Origin of the sequence: Paenibacillus sp. FSL K6-1122, assembly GCF_037977015.1 — a bacterium.
In the GTDB taxonomy this organism is placed as follows: Bacteria; Bacillota; Bacilli; order Paenibacillales; family Paenibacillaceae; genus Paenibacillus; species Paenibacillus amylolyticus.
The window spans coordinates 2445413-2463513 of sequence record NZ_CP150272.1 but is presented as its reverse complement, the minus strand read 5'-3'; the positions used below and the strand labels follow the sequence as shown (position 1 = coordinate 2463513).

At 46.6% G+C, this 18101-nt stretch carries 11 protein-coding genes; 1 reads left to right on the top strand and 10 read right to left on the bottom strand.

The genetic code is table 11. The features are described 5' to 3' along the window. Positions 1-107: 107 nt before the first annotated feature. The 4 genes from NSQ20_RS10990 to yicI form a co-directional block, all read right to left on the bottom strand. Positions 108-1409, bottom strand: a complete 1302-nt coding sequence (locus NSQ20_RS10990; protein ID WP_074094512.1) for an MFS transporter — start codon at positions 1407-1409, stop codon at positions 108-110. 82 nt (positions 1410-1491) lie between these two features. After that, a complete protein-coding gene (locus NSQ20_RS10985) occupies positions 1492-4443 on the bottom strand; it encodes a glycoside hydrolase family 3 C-terminal domain-containing protein (RefSeq protein WP_340032434.1) in 2952 nt (983 codons plus the stop codon). Positions 4444-4462: 19 nt separating this feature from the next. Then, positions 4463-5473 (bottom strand): aminoglycoside phosphotransferase family protein, encoded by a 1011-nt coding sequence (locus NSQ20_RS10980; RefSeq protein ID WP_340032433.1) that lies wholly within the window; start codon positions 5471-5473, stop codon positions 4463-4465. A 75-nt stretch (positions 5474-5548) separates the two neighbouring features. Next, positions 5549-7867 (bottom strand): alpha-xylosidase, encoded by a 2319-nt coding sequence (gene yicI / locus NSQ20_RS10975; RefSeq protein ID WP_340032432.1) that lies wholly within the window; start codon positions 7865-7867, stop codon positions 5549-5551. Positions 7868-8039: 172 nt separating this feature from the next. On the opposite strand from yicI, the gene NSQ20_RS10970 reads away from it, so the two are divergent. Then, complete coding sequence (locus NSQ20_RS10970) at positions 8040-8960, top strand: AraC family transcriptional regulator (RefSeq protein ID WP_340032431.1); 921 nt, start codon at positions 8040-8042, stop codon at positions 8958-8960. A gap of 176 nt (positions 8961-9136) precedes the next feature. Here the strand turns inward: NSQ20_RS10970 and NSQ20_RS10965 are convergent, their stop codons facing one another. From NSQ20_RS10965 to NSQ20_RS10940, 6 genes are all read right to left on the bottom strand, one after another. Continuing rightward, positions 9137-10057 carry a hypothetical protein gene (locus NSQ20_RS10965; protein ID WP_340032430.1) on the bottom strand — a complete coding sequence of 307 codons (921 nt, stop codon included), beginning with the start codon at positions 10055-10057 and terminating at the stop codon, positions 9137-9139. 385 nt (positions 10058-10442) lie between these two features. Beyond that, on the bottom strand, positions 10443-12302 hold the full coding sequence (locus NSQ20_RS10960; RefSeq protein ID WP_340032429.1) for an adenine deaminase C-terminal domain-containing protein: 1860 nt from the start codon (positions 12300-12302) through the stop codon (positions 10443-10445). Between the two features lie 310 nt (positions 12303-12612). Continuing rightward, a complete protein-coding gene (helD, locus tag NSQ20_RS10955; RefSeq protein ID WP_340032428.1) occupies positions 12613-14988 on the bottom strand; it encodes an RNA polymerase recycling motor HelD in 2376 nt (791 codons plus the stop codon). Positions 14989-15232: 244 nt separating this feature from the next. Then, positions 15233-15694, bottom strand: a complete 462-nt coding sequence (locus NSQ20_RS10950; RefSeq protein ID WP_340032427.1) for a pyridoxamine 5'-phosphate oxidase family protein — start codon at positions 15692-15694, stop codon at positions 15233-15235. A 316-nt stretch (positions 15695-16010) separates the two neighbouring features. Then, on the bottom strand, positions 16011-17078 hold the full coding sequence (locus tag NSQ20_RS10945) for an aromatic acid exporter family protein (protein ID WP_017689291.1): 1068 nt from the start codon (positions 17076-17078) through the stop codon (positions 16011-16013). Between the two features lie 300 nt (positions 17079-17378). Then, a complete protein-coding gene (locus NSQ20_RS10940) occupies positions 17379-18101 on the bottom strand; it encodes an HD domain-containing protein (protein ID WP_340032426.1) in 723 nt (240 codons plus the stop codon).

Sequence of the window (18101 nt, the reverse complement as noted above, 5' to 3'; positions counted from 1 at the left end):
AGCAAATTCATCCGCTTTCTTAGGCGTAAACGCGTTTTTTTTGGAACAAATCTGAATGTTACACTTAAGACAGCATCGAAATGAACGCAGCGTACAGCACCGTCTATCTAAAATGGACTTTTCTTGCGACCTATGGGAGCATACCTTCTACTCGTCTCGATCACATCCATAGATGTTTCATCCTGTTTCTGCTTGCTTCCTGAAGTAGGTTGATCTCCCTTATCCGGCTTAACTGCAAATAAGGTGAGCAATCCGCCCACGGCGCCAGACGCGGCGAGCACACCAAAAAGCAGGAAATGATGAGAACCGATCAACAAAGAAACGACAGGTGGACCGAGAGATACCCCAATGAATCGCATGCTGCTGAACAGAGCCGTGATTGTGCCCCGCTGTTTTTTGTCTACGCCTTCTGTAATCAAGGCATCCAGACATGGTAACGTTGCACCTATTCCGGCACTCCCCAATGTGAAAAGACCTACTACAACATAAATATTATCGAATAAACCTATAACGCCAAGGGATACCGTCAGAAGCGCAAGTCCTGCAAAGCCAAGCCATTTCATTCGTGTTTTGTTCTTCCCAATCCACTTCCCTGCCAGGAAAGAAGAAAGACATAACGCTGCCAGCGGAATCGCAAGGACAAGTCCTTTAAGTACACCTTTCAGGGCAAATTCGCTCTCCAGCGTCTCGGATAGATAATATAACACACCAAAGATGACAAACATGCAAATACCGCCGATTGCAAACAACGCATACAACCAGCGTCCCTTTTCTTTTAATACGTCACGAATGGATGCTACAAATTCAGGAAAGGTGGGAGGCTTTTCTTTTTTCCGGGGAGTCTTCACCAGGAAAATAACAAGAACCAGAGAAAGTACACAAAGGATAGGAATAGCCATGAATGGCGCATACCACAACCAGACCGCCAGCGCTGCACCCAGAATCGGACTTATGACTTTACCAAACGTATTCGAGGTCTCAATGATACCTAGGCTTTTGCTTACTTCGTTCTCATCATTGAACATGTCCCCAACCAACGGGATAACAATAGGAAATGCGCCAGCAGCACCTATTCCCTGCAATAACCTGCCACCCAGAATGGTCCAGTAGGCTATGTTTCCGTTCAGCATCCATGCTGCCACACCAGCGACAGCACCTCCGACGGCTGCAATAACGAGGCTGGGAATGATAACTGCTTTTCTGCCAAAACGATCCGACAAGTACCCTGCAAGAGGAATAAGCAGGATGGCAACTACAGCGTAGACTGTAATGAGCATACTGACCTTAAATGCAGATACCTTCAACTCACGTTCAATCTGTGGCAGGATCGGTATTAGCATGGAATTACCCAAGGTCATAATTAAAGGGATGGAAGCAAGTGCGACGAGGTCCCACTTTTTATCGTTCATACCACAACCACCTTTACAGATTCTACACACAACAGCATTATTGTGCTTGTTTCGGAGGTTGATTATTCAGGACATGCTACAACTACAACAATCTAAAGTGCCGTAACGCTGCTCCACCTTTGAAGACAATATATAGCGCATTCACCTTATGTGGCGCCTCAAGCAAACACTGAACTGTTGTCCACTTGATATCTTTCCCATTCACACTGCCTCCAGGTCCAGAAACTTCACACACACCGAGCAGTTCGCCCTCCAGTCCTTCGGAACGAATCTCCAGTCTTCCCTCTTCCCCAAAAGCTGCCACTCTGGCTTCAAATCCTTGTACTTCTTGAACAGCATTATGGTTGAAAGCGATCCAAGACGACTGCTCCTCTCGATATAAAGGTTCTTCCGGAGTGATTGCCCGAACTGCCGAACGCCCTTCCAGACATTCATCCAGAAGAACACCTGCACAAGCATCGTAATTCTCGGCAAAGGTAAGCAAGTGTAACGGACGATCCGGAATCGTCTCACCTTCAATTTTAATATCAGCCGACTGACGTATATCTGTGGAAGAACGCCCTGCCAGGATGGCCCAGGTCGCTGTCTCCACACAGTATCGATCTCGGGTAACATCCCATAACGCCAGCTTCTGAACAGGAACTTCGAAACTTATCGTAACACGCATCCCTGCTTTGACATGAACACGACGGAAAGCAAGCAGTTGCTTCTGAGCACGTTTCACACGCGAGGTATGTGAAGATCCATAGATCTGAACAACTTCATCACTGTCACGTTCACCCTTATTGTGTACCTCCACCTCAATCTTCAATTGATCTGTGGTGGTGGATTCCCCCGAAGCACTGCGACTTACACGAATCGCTTCGTATTCGAATTCGGAATACGTCAGGCCATGACCAAATGCATATTGAACCGGTCCTTCATGATACATATAAGTCATGCCATTCTGAATGATGTCATAATCCATCATGTCAGGAAGCTGTGATTCGTCTTCATACCATGTCATATTTAATCTACCTGCAGGGGCATAATGACCTAACAGTACATCTGCAAGCGCGTTCCCCAATTCCTGACCTGCATGTGTCATATAAACGATTGCGCGGGCAATACCTTTCAACTCCTGCAAGGCAAATGGATAACTGCCCATAATGACAACCACTGTATTGGGATTGGCTTCACACACGGCTTTGACAAGCTCGACCTGACTCGGCGGAAGCAGCAGACTTGGGCGGTCAATTTCTTCTTTGCCGTTGATATATGGGCTGTTGCCAACAACAACGACAGATGCCTGACTGCCACGTGCAGCTTCTACGGCTTGTTGTATTCCGCGTTTCACAATATCAATATTGAATGCAGAAGGTCTCTGTGTATTACCTGGTGATTGAATTGCGTGTCCAGAGGCACTCACATTACCCTGAGTTGTACCTGTAGCTGTAGTTTTTTCTCCTTGTGGCCGGAGTGGTGATACAGCAGATTGTCCCTGATATTCGCTCAGTCCAACAGGGATACCGTTCCACGTCCGCAAGGTGTTACTTCCATCCGTTAGAGGATCTATACGAACAACTTCCTTCACAAACCAGCCACCAATCTCCGGTGCGTTTGCCTGATATATGCCTTGCTCGGTTAAACTAACGTATCGATTATTGTTTACACTTCTCAGCGTATGACTTCCCCAACCCCAATCCTGATGTTCAAATTCGGCGGCAGTAGGTGCACTGACTTCCGGTATAGCGACGAGTGTACCTTCCACACCCAAGGTTATAACCTGACCGTTTGTTGTCTTCAGCTGAATACGGTCATTCCCATCCACATAGGTCACGTCTGCTTCAGGTAGCCGATTGCGCAATCCATCGAGGACGGATACACGATAAGGCAGTGTGCCACTGTACCAATCGGTATAGACAACATCCGCAAGTGGCCCAATCACACTGATTTTCTGCAACGCTTCTGCCTGCAAGGGAAGTAATCCATCATTTTGGAGCAAAACAATCGATTCGGCAGCGGCACGATAACTAAGTTTGGCATGTTCCGGTGCACATAATACCGACTCGGGAATAGACGAATATGGATTGAGCCCGGACTGATCGAGTTGTCCAAGTCGCATTCGCACACCAAAGATGTTGCGGATCGCTCTGTCCAAATCAGCTATTTCCAACAGATTCCGGTCAAGAGCCTCCTCCAGAGCAGATACAACAAGATCAACTTCATCTGTAAGACAATCCACTCCTGCCTTCAATGCACCTGCTGCTGACTCGGCATGGCTGGTATGGTAACGGTGATAATCGACCGTCTGGGACAAATCCCCACCATCACATACAATAAAACCGGGCATCGCCCACTCACCCTTAACCACATCATTCACATATGGACTTTCAATGGCAGGTGTACCATTGATGGAATTGTAAGCTGTCATCATGGACAAGGCTCCACCTTCCACAAATGGTGTCTCAAATGCTTTTAAATAATATTCATGCAGATTGCGCGGATCAATGCTGGATGAACAATTCAGCCGATCTTTCTCATTATTATTGGCAAAAAAGTGTTTCAATGTCGCAACCATTTTCAGATAAAAAGGATCATTCCCCTGCATACCTTTGACGAGAGCCGCCGACATTTCTCCCGTGAGGACCGGATCCTCGCCATATCCCTCTTCTGTTCTACCCCAGCGTGGGTCACGTTCCAGATCAACCGTTGGTGCCCACAAAGTTAGCCCGTGAACTTCAGGATCACGGTGATGATATGCCCTAGCTTCATCGCCAATGACTGAACCAATCTCCCGCATAAGTCTCGTATTCCAGGTACTCGATAGACCGAGAGGTTGCGGAAATACCGTCGCCTCCCCTTTCCATGCAACCCCGTGGGCAGCTTCGCCCCCAACGTTGTAGGCTGGAATGCCCAGTCTTGGTACAGCTGCTTCGCGTGTAGGAATTAGTCTGATCTTCTCCTCCGTTGTCAACCGTGCAATCAGGTCATCCAACCTTTCCTCAAGTGAAAGTGACGCATCCCACATCGGGTATTGATGATACTCCTTCATCCTTCATTCCCCCTGCGAATTAGTTAAGTCCAAGTTGCTTCCATTGCTCCAGTAAATCCAGCGTGCGCTGGTGATACTTCTGACCATCTTCAGGTTGATTGACCTGATGTTCATGAACGTAGGCATTAAAATACGAAGACAGTATTCGATAGGCAAGCCTGCGTGCCTGTCCTTCAGCGGATGAGTCCAGTGGACGATCATATCCTTCATGAAAAGCCGCTGATTCTGACGACAATATGGCTTCAAACTCCCTGTCTGCAAACATGGAACGATCTCCGTCAATGATGGCCGCAATGTTCAGCTCACCGTTTTCCTGATGAACAAGCACGTTGGCTTCCCACAGGTCATTATGAACGAGTACCGGACGGATCACTTGATCAAATAAGTCTTTATTTTTCATGAATATAGCTACGATCTCTTCTCCGACACCTGGCATATAATCGGCTCGTGCCGCTTTAAGTGCTGTTTCTTCTGCAAAAGAGTGCAGCACCTCGGACCATTGATCCGAGCCTCTAATCGTCCCATCACCCTGCGGCCAGCCAAACGAAGCACCCTCGATCTGATGCATGATGGCGGTATAGGCGCCAAGCTGATGGTACAATCGCTCTTTGTTTATATCTGAAATCGATGCGTGATCCAGCTGCTTACTCGGGATAAACTCCATAAACATGTACGTTCTTGGAATGATCGATCCGCTGTCATCACAAGCGATAATGTTGGGAGCAGGAATGCCTGCCTTACGGTAATATTCATACACAATCGGTTCAGCCGCCATCATCGTACGTTCAAACGAAAATAGGGGATCACTCGCAGAACCAGCCGCCATCTCTCCCCGCTCTGGAGCCAAACGTAAAATCACATCCGTATAGGATGTATGTTCAAGGTGAATCCGATAGGTTGTATTAAAAAGTCCACCTTGCAGGAGACCAAACTCCTTCACTTTGGTATCGCTTCCAAAATGAATTTCTACCAGTTGATGTAGCATCTCTGCTGATATCGTGCAGTGCAAACCCGAATTCATTGTACTCATTTCATTCAATCTCCTATCATCGTAGACAAACAGACGGCACCTTTCGGCACCGTCCTTTTCTTTTACTATATCATTTTACAGTTGGATTGTAAGCGCGCTTGCGCCTGTTGCTGCCGTAACAACAACACCATTTGCACCAGACACTTGGGAACCACCTTCAACGCTGGATACACTTTCAATACCGCGAAGTACGATGTTCCAAGGTTTACCTGCACCTTCAGCATGAACATCCAGCACTGATCCCTTACGTGTAACGTTAACTGTCAGCTCCTGTTCAGCCGCTTGGTTCACAACAACAGCTTGAGCCGTTTGACCATCAGCCAGTTCGAACAAGTGCAAGGACACATCATTTGCAAAGTCATAATCCGGTTTGCTATCCACCGCACCCACAGCGATCAGACTGTTTGGCTTAATCATCATTGGTAGTGTTTTAAAGTCATGGTTTTCACTGATCCAGCGTCCACCTTGTACTTTCGCTCCTGTCAGATAGTTCGTCCAAGTTCCTTCAGGCAGGTAATAACGCACATCACCTTCCTTGTTGAAGATTGGAGCCACCAGAATCGAGTCACCAAACATATATTGCGTATCCAGGCTGTATGTTGTTGGGTCCTCTGGGAAGTCCAGCAGCATAGCGCGCATCATCGGAATACCTTTTACCGTTGACTCAACCGCAGAATTGTACAGGTACGGCATCAGGCTGATTTTGAGTTTGGTAAAGTCACGAACAACGTCCACGGATTCCTCGTCAAACAGCCAAGGCACACGATAGGAAGTGCTTCCGTGCAGGCGACTGTGTGAAGATAACAGTCCGAATTGTACCCAGCGTTTGTATACGTCAGGGCTCGCTGTGCTTTCAAAACCACTGATATCATGGCTCCAGAATCCGAAACCGGAAAGCCCGAGTGAGAGGCCACCGCGAAGCGATTCAGCCATAGATTCATACGTGGAAGAGCAGTCACCACCCCAGTGAACCGGGAACTGTTGCCCACCTGCTGTTGCAGAGCGTGCAAACAGGGCAGCTTCGTTTTTGCCAATCTTCTCTTCGAGCAATTCAAATACAGCTTTGTTATAGAGCTGTGTATAATAGTTGTGCATTTTAACCGGATCAGAACCATCGAAGTACACAACATCTGTCGGAATTCTTTCACCAAAGTCAGTCTTGAAGGAATCTACACCTTGATCCAGCAGGACTTCCAGCTTACTCTTATACCAGTTCACAGCATCCGGATTCGTGAAGTCAACCAGAGCCATACCTGCTTGCCACATATCCCATTGCCATACGCTGCCATCCGCTGTTTTCACCAGATAACCGTTCTCCATACCTTCATCGAACAAGTAGGATTTTTCTGCAATATATGGATTGATCCAAGCACAGATTTTAAGGCCCTTCTCTTTCAGACGTGCAAGCATGCCTTCCGGATCCGGGAACATCGCTTCATCCCATACAAAATCAGACCATTGGTATTCCTTCATCCAGAAGCAGTCAAAATGGAATACAGAAAGTGGAAGATCACGTTCAGCCATACCATCTACGAAATGATTAACCGTTGCTTCATCATAATCCGTTGTGAATGATGTTGTCAGCCACAGACCAAAAGTCCATGCCGGTGGAAGCGCTGGTTTACCTGTTAATTTCGTATAATTATCAAGTACATCCTTTGGATTGTCACCGCCGATAATGAAGTATTCCAACGTCTCGCCTTCTACGCTGAACTGAACTTTAGATACATTCTCGGATGCAATCTCGTATGATACGCGTTCAGGATGGTTTACAAATACGCCATATCCTTTATTGGACAGGTAGAACGGAATGTTTTTATAGGACTGCTCACTGCTTGTACCGCCGTCCTCATTCCAGGTATCGACGATTTGACCATTCTTAACAAACGGTGTGAAGCGCTCACCAAGTCCGTAAACGTATTCACCAATACCGAGATCAAGCTGCTCCCGGAAGTACGCTTCCTTGCTTGGACCTGTAATATAACCAGCAGCTCTTTGACCGCTACCTGTAATCCGTTTTCCTCCATACAGGAAGCTAACGTCCCAACCATTTGTTTTGTCGATTTGAACTTCCAGGTTGCCACTTTTCAAAACAGCACCTTGTTCATTTTTTGAGATCTCAACGTTGGCTTCTTGTGTGTTAAGCTCAAATACAGGCCCTTTTTTCACGCCGCCCTTATGGTGATTCAAGGTTACACGAATAACGTTAGGCATTGGTGAGCTGTACGTTGCTTTCAGCAATGTACCGTTCAACGTGTCGCCTTTGCTGCGAATATATTTAGTTGCCGCATATACGGTCACAGAATTATCTTTTTGCACAATATCACGAATGTCAGTCGGGTTTTGAATCTGGTACCCTTCACGAGTCATCCAGAATCCATCAGTAAATTTCATGTTTTCTTTCCCCCTTTGGTTATATTATAATAATATTGATATTAATAACGAATTTCTTCTCTTATTTTGACCAAATATATCACGATTTTGATAATAACTACCCGATTCTTGAACATCATCACCAATCTATGGAAACGATTACATTAATAATGATACAAAAGGAGAATCTGATATGGAACGTGAGCGATTACGGGAAGACCGGATTCACGGCAATGCCATGTATCCCGTCAGTGTGTACCCGGATATTCAACAACTGAACGGGGATAGCATTCTGGATTGCCATTGGCATGATGAGATGGAGTTCACCATGGTGACCCAGGGCTGCGCCGTCTTTCAAATTGATATGAACACCATTGAGGTTCAAGCTGGAGAAGCCATTTTCATCAATCGAGGTGAGATTCATGCGGGGTATCTGAAGGGCGATGTGCCCTGCGTATTCTCTTCCATTGTATTTAATCCCGAACTGCTTGGCAGCCGTGCCTTCGATACGGTCCAAGAGAAATTCATCGGTCCACTGGTACGCAAAACGGTGATTCCCCCAAGCCATATCAAGGCAGATGAGGATTGGGGACAAGAAATTCTGGATCACCTGAAACGCATATTTGCGGACCATGCCACCCGAACCGAAACGTGTGAAATGTCAACAAAAGCGTACCTGTACCTCATATTTGCCCGAATGTTCGAACATATGAGACCTGCTCCGCTCAAAGGCACTGTAGCTACAGGGAGTCATGACAAGGTAGAGCGCCTGAAATCCGTGCTCAGTTATATTCACAAACGTTATCCTGAACCATTAAAGCTGAAAGAACTTGCTGATGAGGCCAATATGAGTGAAGGGCACTTCTGTCGTTTCTTCAAACAGATGGTGCAGAAAACCCCAGTTGATTACATTAACTATTACCGCGTTCAACAGGCCTGCGTTCAGCTTGAGAATACGGATCACAAAATTGTTGATATCGCCATGGATGTGGGTTTTGAGCATCTAAGCTACTTCATCACTACATTTAAAAAGCATAAAGCCACTACACCTTCACAGTATCGCAAAATGTTCTATGAGAACGTAGGAGTGGAGTCTGCCCTGGTACAGGTGTAAAAGGGTGTAAAAGAAGAAGGTGCTCACAGCTATTCAGCTGCAAACACCTTCTTTATCTACTTTATCAACTTTCCTGGGAACGAGTGAGGTAACGATCTGATCTGAGCCACACTGGCTCAGTTAGAACTCATCTCATTCGCTGCTATCAGCCTTACGCTTTGAAGCTTAACAGTTTCTCACTTTTTCAGTGTCTTCCATGAAGTGTACTCATGTACGGAGAAACCGTTAAAGGACGCATGTACTGAAGCCATTTTTTCGACCAATTTTAATTGTGTTTCCATATAAGCAGATCCCTCTTCATAAAAAGTAATGAAGTCACCTTCCTTGCTTTGCTTTGTTTCCACGGCGATCGAGATCGTCTTGCCGAGCAGAGCTGCTTCTGCAAGTTCATCCTTCGCTACACTATAGATTGCAGCAGCTGTATCGCGGTAAGCCATAATGGTGATGGAATCAAACTTGCGAATCATCCAACTGCTTACGGCCATCGTGGAACCCGGAATCTTGTAGTTATCAAGCCAGAAAGGCAGATCAGCCGCTACTGGCATCTTCATCCGTGATGCTCGCTCAACAATGTACTCCACATTGCCTTGCCACTGCGTAATCACACTGGCTTGATTGATTTTCCATTGCGGGTGCACATGTGGCTCAATATCCAGATGAATACCAGCAAACTTTTCATTGGACAACGCCTGCGCCTGATATGCCTCGATCCAGTCCAGGAAAGATGCAATCTGCTCCCGGCTTTCCGTCAATCCCCACGCTGATCTTCCATCCATGACGTCAACCGCAATGTTCTTGGCTCTGGCCTGACGGATAAAACTTTTATAATCAGGAATTTTTACATCCCGGTTCATCTGCAGATAGATCGTATTGATCTTATTCGCTGTAGCGTAATTTAACAACTCTTGAGGATTGCTTCGAATCTGGGTTGTGTCCCACACCCACGTCGCTCTTACCGGCACATCAAGGTTACCATGAATCGTTTCATAACTATCCACAGAACCAATGGCAACGGCTTTCGAAGAACAGGCTGTGCTCGCACACAAGATCAAACAACTCAGTAATAAGATAAAACGGTAACCCCTTTTGCTTTTCATATTTGTACACTCCCTCTGAAGTTATCAGCTCTGACGTGCAAATCTGGATGAAATTGTGTCGTTTCATATTCATTTAATGGATACTTATTAGGTACGACGAATTCGGATTGCTTTTATATGCAATATCATCTTTAAGACTTACGACGAAAGAATCATATAACTATATTTCGGGAATTCGTAGTTCTGTATGTATAGTTCAAAAGTCACAATTATTTATTATTTTCAAATTCAATCCTTATTCCAGCATGACTTCAGTCATTATTGCCATATGTACACCAAGCTCCAGAAGACCTAGAAAGCGTTTTCTCTCAAAACACACCAAAAAACCGCCCTAAGGCGGCTTTATATGGAACCCTATTTAATGATGCCTAGTCGACATTTCCGTTCATTCATTACCCGATGGAGCTACCGGTGTATTGTCAACCACTTCATCGAAAAGAGACACCAGTTCAATACCTTCTGCCGAGATCCGCACAAGCCCCTTGTCGGACAAACGTAATTCTGGAATCACAACCAGCGCGAGCAACGAAAGCGTCATGAACGCATTATTCAACGTACATCCTGCGGACTGTAAAGCTTCACTGACTGCTGCCGATTGGGCTGCAACGACTTCAAAAGATTCGGTTGACATCAAACCTGCAATCCGTAGCGGGAATTCGGTTACCCCTGCTGCCGTTACCACGGCCACCCCGCCCTGCATACGAATGACGCGATTGCCAGCTTCAGCCATTAATGCATCATCATTACCGATAATCAACAGGTTGTGACTATCATGAGCAACTGTCATCGCAATCGCTGCAGGTGATGTGAAGCCGATGCCTCCAACAAGCGCTACCGCTCGATTCCCGGTTTGTTTGTGACGCTCCAATACCGCAATTTTGCATACTTCCCCTGAAGTTGAAACCACAACCTTGCCGTTCTCTACGGTAACAGGCAGGTGTTTTTCCTTCGTATCCACATGGTTCTCTGTCACATGAATGATTTTGGCACCAATGATCCCCTCTACAATCGGTGCAGCCAACTCCAGATCTTCCGGCTGAATATTAGCTTCTAACTTCACCGTGTTCAGCGCTTCCTCAGGGTACGTGAAGCTGTCCCAGACCTCCGTCATTTTCCCATTCTCAGCTACAACTTGCCCGGCAGCAATCGTCATGCCCACACGTACATCCGCCAACCGGCCGTCCAGTAGAATAATATCGGCTATATTGCCCGGAATAATCGCACCAATGTCGCGCGCAACACCAAAGCGCTCAGCCGTGTTAATGGTTGCCATCTGAAAAGCCGTAACCGGCTTCACCCCTTGGGAGATTGCGAGACGAACAACAAAATCCATATGTCCTTCTTTGAGCAACGATTCAGAGCTTCGGTCATCGGTCACCAGCATCATCCGGCGTGTATCCAGACCAAGCTCAGTGCAGGCTTTGATCGTCTCAGCCACATCATGCCATGCTGAACCTTGGCGCATCTTCGCGTACATCCCGAGTCGCAGACGTTCAACCACATCTTCCTTGGTCACACATTCATGATCCCCTGTAACACCACTCGCTGCGTAGGCTGGCAGACGCCAGTCATCTGCAGCCCAGGTGAAATGACCGTCTGCCACTTTACCTGCCCGGAGCGTTGCCTGTATCTCACCGATCATCGTCTCATCCCCATAGACCACTCCAGGGAAGTTCATCACTTCACCAAGACCAATCATGTCCGGACCCCAGGAAAGAGCCTCAGCTACCTCTTCAGGTCCGATATAAGCACCTGTTGTCTCCAATCCTGGATGCGTGGAAGGGACACAGGAAGCCACCTGCATATAAGCAGCCATCGGTGTGGTCCGCGCTTCATCCAGCATCATTCTCAGACCTTTGAGGCCAAGCACGTTAGAGATCTCATGAGGGTCAAAGAAACCTCCGGTCGTGCCTGAAGGCAATACCGCTCTCGCAAACTCGGTTACTTTCATCTGTGTACTTTCGATATGGCAGTGTCCATCCAACAGACCAGGAGCGATATACTTACCGTTTGCTTCAATAATCCGCGTATGTTCTCCGATAGTGTGGCTTACATCTTTACCGACATAAGCGATTCGAGCTCCCTGTACAGCTATGGACATCTCAGGCAAAATCTCACCCGATATCACGTTTACCAGCGTACCTCCCCGAATGACCAAAGTCGCTGGCAAATCTCCCCGTGCTGTAGCGACCAGATCCGGTACACAATCGGCCATAAGTGGCCGTTCAAAAGATGGTTTGTTCATTTTGTTGCCTCCTTTAATAAACGATCCAAAAAAAATATATTGTTACGATTATATGAGTCCGGACCTCATGTGTAAAGAAAAATCACATCCATTGTGCTTAAATACAAATTATGCAGACGTATTTATCCACGGGACCCAATCCTTACGAATTCACGTTAGGTATTTTTATCAATACGATCACCTATATGGCTGTAACCTCATCACGTATAATTCCCTCGCTAAGCTAGCTTCTTCCCGATATATGTATCATATACAGAAAAACTCCCGTTCCATTGAACGGAAGCCTTCTTCATGCATATGAAGTGTTATGTCAGTCCACTTGCGCAGCAGACACCTTGCCAAGATCATACTGTTCTTCCGACTGGGCGGTAATGAACGGACTTGGTGTGCCCACGCAGTAAACGTGCAGCAGATGCATCGCTCGTGTGCAAGCCGTATAGAACAACTTGCGTTCATGCTCCTGAGCATACTGCTCCGCAGAGCCGTCATAGATCAGGACTGCATCGAATTCCACACCTTTGGCCAGATACGCTGGGATGACATGAACACCCTGCTCAAAAGCCAGCGTCGTTTTTTTGATTAACTTCGGTGCTGTGGGCAGCGCCTTACTCAATGCAGCATGTACGTCTCTGCTCTCTTCGGCGGTTTTGCAGATAACTGCAACCGATTCGTACCCTTCCTTAATCAAGTGCTTGAGGTCTGTCGTGATGACATTCATATGACGCTCTGAATCAGAAGAAACGATCACTTTAGGTTTCTCACCGCTGCGGTTAAATGGAATAATCTCTTCCCCACCAGGCACCATGCCACGTGTAAACTCCACGATCTCCCGGGTAGATCGATAACTTCTGGTCAGCTCAATGACTTCCGTGTTGTCTGGTCCGTACAGGTTAGTCAAGGGTCCTGTTCCACTAAGTACTGAAGAGTGGGCATAGATTGCCTGATTAAAGTCACCAAGTGCTGTTATTTTCGCCCGTGGGAACAATCTCTTCATAAATGCCAACTGAAACGCAGAATAATCCTGGGCTTCATCAATAATGACATGACGAATATTCGAGTTAATATGGAATCCAAGCATAAGCTCACGCAAGTACAAGTATGGCGTAATATCTTCATATGCCAACTCCTGAAGCTTCAATCTGCGTAAAGTCATCTTACAGATTTCATCCCATTGAGCAGGCAGCGCTTCGTCACCCAGCAATCGCTCCATCTGAGCCTGATCGTTGAATAGATGTGCATATAATTGTCTTATATCAACGAATCGTAAGGACTTAATCCATTTTCGCAACGGTTTGAGTCGGTCACTGACCACCATACGTGCCAGAATCCCTCTTTCCTGCTCGAAGTCATTAAACGTATGGGTCTTTCCTTTTTGCTTGCGCTTCAACCGTTGATACGCGCGTTGCAGATCCTCCGGCTCCATCAGATCAAGCTGCTGATCAACCCAAGGCGCATCCAGTTCACCTTTACCAAAGGCAGACAGTTCTTTCAGCATCCAGTCCCGTAACAGCTCCAGTCGACTCACCAGCTTAACGGATGACTCAAAACTGTAGAATTTCTCAGCCATAGCCTCTGACGTGACAATCGCTCGGCCTTGGAAGCGAACCGGCTTGAATTTCATGCCACCTGACAACATACTTTCCTTATAACGTGTAATCACCTTGAGGAACGTTTCGGACGACTTGAAGCGAATGCTGGACATGCGAACATCGTAATCGGGATCTTCCGTCCCCGTAAGTACATATTCGAGTTGAATAAACGGATCTTCCAGTTGATATTCACGACCCAAACGGCGCTCCAGATACTCCTGGAAGGTCGTTTGCAACATGTTTTCCTCCCCAAGCTCAGGCAGTACCGTGGAGACATAACTGTTGAACATTGGATTTGGTGAAAAAAGAACCATCTGATCCGCTTGCAGATGCTCGCGGTATTTATAGAGAAGATATGCCACACGCTGGAGCGCCGCGGATGTTTTGCCACTGCCGGCTGCGCCTTGCACAATGAGCATACGTATCCGGTCATTACGGATAATCCGGTTTTGCTCCTTCTGAATGGTCGCTACAATACTCTTCATCTGTGCATCCGAAGTTCGACTGAGCACGGCCTGCAACAACTCATCACCAATCGTGACCCCTGTGTCAAACATAAACCGGATACGACCATCCCGAATGACAAACTGTCGCTTCATCTCTATATCACCGCTGATCTCCCCACTGGGTGTATGATACGTGATTGGACCCGGTGCTCCGTCATAATACAGGTTGGAGATTGGCGCACGCCAGTCATAGACCAGAAAAGATTCCTCTTTTTCATCCAGTAACGATGCAATGCCCAGATAAATGCGTTCTGCATTTGGATATCCATCTTCCTTAAAATCAATGCGGCCAAAATATGGTGAATGATGCAGTCGTTTCATTTTATCCAACGCAGCCGCTGTATTGAGATGACTGCGCTCCCGATCGGACAATACCTGTGACTGCTGCCGCATGCTGGTTGAAGTCTCCCCGACATCATCTGCTTCGCTAAAGTTCATCGTGACTTCGTCCCAGAAGTCTTTTCTCATGCCAACCACTTCGTCACGGAAGGAACCAACTTCATCTTCCAGCGTTGAGATCTTGCGTTCAATCTGATCGGTCACGGTGTTGACCCGTTGTTGTTCCACATTCCATTGCTGATCTGTACTCATATGTTAATAGCCCCTCTTTCCCCGGATTGTGTCCTCAAAATCCCATTTGACAAGCCCGAAAAGGCAATGGTATAATTATTAGAAAGTAAACATTTTAATTATATGTTAATTAGTTCTAATTTTCTGAAAACCATTTTTTATTGTACCAGTGACAACGTCCCGATGCAAGCGGAGGCGTTTTTTGTTGTTTTCTTCTTCATTATTACCCAATCACCAGGTCCTCAACTGACTTAGCTACTCCTGCCTACTTTCGTAATTCTTCAATCGTCTCTTTCCAGCGTGTAATTGCTCCAAGTTCATCTTTTAATTGAAAGGTTATTCCTGAAGTGATCTCCGCATATGGCGCGTGATCCACACGTACCTGGAGCACTTGTGCTTCAAAACGATCTCTCGGATGGACAGCCCCCTTCATCTCAGGCAGCCGTTCTACTTCTATACGGATATGCAACAATCGATGTCCTTGAACCGCAATCAAGGTAGCCTTGCCTGTTTTGCTCATGTTCATACTGGTCTGTGTACCTGGCCATAGAGCCAGTCTAAGCTGATGCGGATTTATCGCAATCACTTCCCCCATACTAATCATCGCCTGATGCGGCCATTGATCCTCAGATACGGTCAGCAGTTGCATGGCTTCATGCTGTTTATGCTCCAGATTTGTCCCACTCAACCATTCCATTAGTTCAGCGTCCAATTCCTCTATAATCATGTCTCTATCCCTCAGTTCGTTAATATTCATTCATGCGCTTCAGCCCTATGTATGACAAAACAACCCGGACACGATTGTCCGGGCTATGTTGTAACTACATTGTATATGATCGCCAAGCAGGTGTGCAATTCGCACTTAGAGGTTGTTCAAAAAGTCTAATTTTGATTACGAATCATGCCTAACGGCATCATCAGCATCGAATATGAAATTCAGCCGAAATGTCCGTTGCTCACGTAGTTTTCCTACGCTCCGCTACTCCATTTCTATCTTCATTCCATCTTCTTGGTACTGAAAACCAGACTTTTTGAACTTAAATTTAAGGCCACTTAAGCCAATTCAAAATTTTGTCCTGTGATTCTTTGTCTTCACTGGCGCTATGCACATGTTCGGCTAGTCGATTCAAACGTTCCAACTGATATCCATAATCATAAATGGCAGCAGCCACGATAGACAATCGTAACATCCCTTCCTTGTCGATATCAAACTGGGTGATCGCCTGCTCCATGAAACGGTCATTATCCAATACAAACTGTGCGGCCTCTTCCCCATTAGGTTTCAGCTTATCCTCGAACTTGAGCAGTGCATGCTCATGGAATTTGATAACCAGTTCAAGATGTGAGTCAAAAAACTGATCCATGGCCGTTGTCCGCGGTGCCTGGAAATAGTGGCGTTCCACCGAATCCAGCACCTCGTACCCTTTTTGCAAACTCAGCAGCATTTGTTTGTAGACCACCATCTGACGAGTTTCGCTGAATTTCGAACGTTTCATCTTTTTCTGTTCCTCTTCGAACAAGTTATACTTGTCGGACAAAGACTTAATGGAACCGCCCAGGTTACTTTTCTCCTCCCGGAATACAACTTCCTTGATCTCATCCGAGATCGAAGTTCGCAGAAGCAACGACATACCGCTGAATACACTATGGATCTGCTTCACGAACTGAACCTTCGGTTTCGGAGGAAATACCGTAATGTTGATGAGAAACGCCGATACAATACCAACCAATGTCAACAGAAAACGATTGAGTGCAAAATGCCAATCACCCGAGGCTTCCATAATGGATACAACCGTGACCAGTGTCAGGCCAACCGTCTCACCCATATTCAATTTAAGACAGATCATGATGACAAGTACAATAATTAATCCAACGGCGATTGGCTCATTGGACAACACCATGCCCCCCACCAGGGCGACAATAGCTCCCAGCGTGGTCGTTTGCAATTGATCTAGGAAGTATTTCCAGGAACGATAGATGGAAGGCTGCATGGCGAATATAGCCGCGATTGCGGCAGGCACGGGAGATTGCGGGTTCAAGAACAGGCTGCTTAGGTACAAGGCAAGCGTGACCGCGATCCCCGTCTTAAGTACACGCGCACCAAACGACATGGTGATGACCCCTCCTCTTTACCGAACCTGAAATTTTACATTTGATAATCATGTTCATTATTACCCCATATTTCTTTTTTTGCCTGAATTCATTCAGGAGAACGATTTATTGTACCATGTAAGGTCTTCCGTTGCCATGTCATAAGTCAGAGGTATTGTGAAATTGATTCCTTTATGTATGTTAATACACATTATTAACCCAAAAAGAAGCAAATCTTCAAAATGGATTTTCGCCACTTCAAAGATTCGCCTCTGTTACTAATTATACCTCTGTGGAATACTCATGCTTATTATGCCTGCCTAACGGTCCGTGCCCTCCCATTCCCTTTTGAACTGGTCCACAAACTGCACCATATAATCATGACGCTGTTCCGCCAGCTCCTTGCCATAGGAGGTATTCATCAGATCCTTGAGCTTGAACAACTTCTCGTAAAAGTGATTTATCGTTGTGCTGCGCCCATTGCGATATTCCTCACGGGTCATCTGCTCCCGTGGGGGAAGGGAAGGATCGTACATCTCGCGCCCTCTGGCACCTGAAAAGGCAAAGGTTCGCGCGATCCCAATCGCACCCAATGCATCTAGTCGATCCGCATCCTGAACAACCTGTGCTTCAAGCGAACTGACCGCAGGACGCTGGCCTCCCGCATATGAGATGGTACTAATAATACCCACAACCTTATTACGTATATCCCAGTCAAGAGGCTGGGTATCCAGCCAGTCATTCAGTTTTGCCATCCCGGCTTCCAAGCTCTCATTCAGCTTCTCATCCGGTACATCATGTAATAATGCAGCGAGCTCGCAGACAAATGGATCTGCACCCATGCGGTGAGCGAGTTCAACCGCAAGTGCGGTTACCCGTTCAATGTGCGGCCAGTCATGACCATCACTATGCCTGGATGAGTCCCCTTGAACAAAGGATCGGGCGGCGCGCAGAACGGCCTCTCCTGCCGTTATTCCATCTATATTATGCATGTGCCCTAATTCTTGCAGATTCCCGCCAGGTTGAAGAGGGTTCTCTGACAT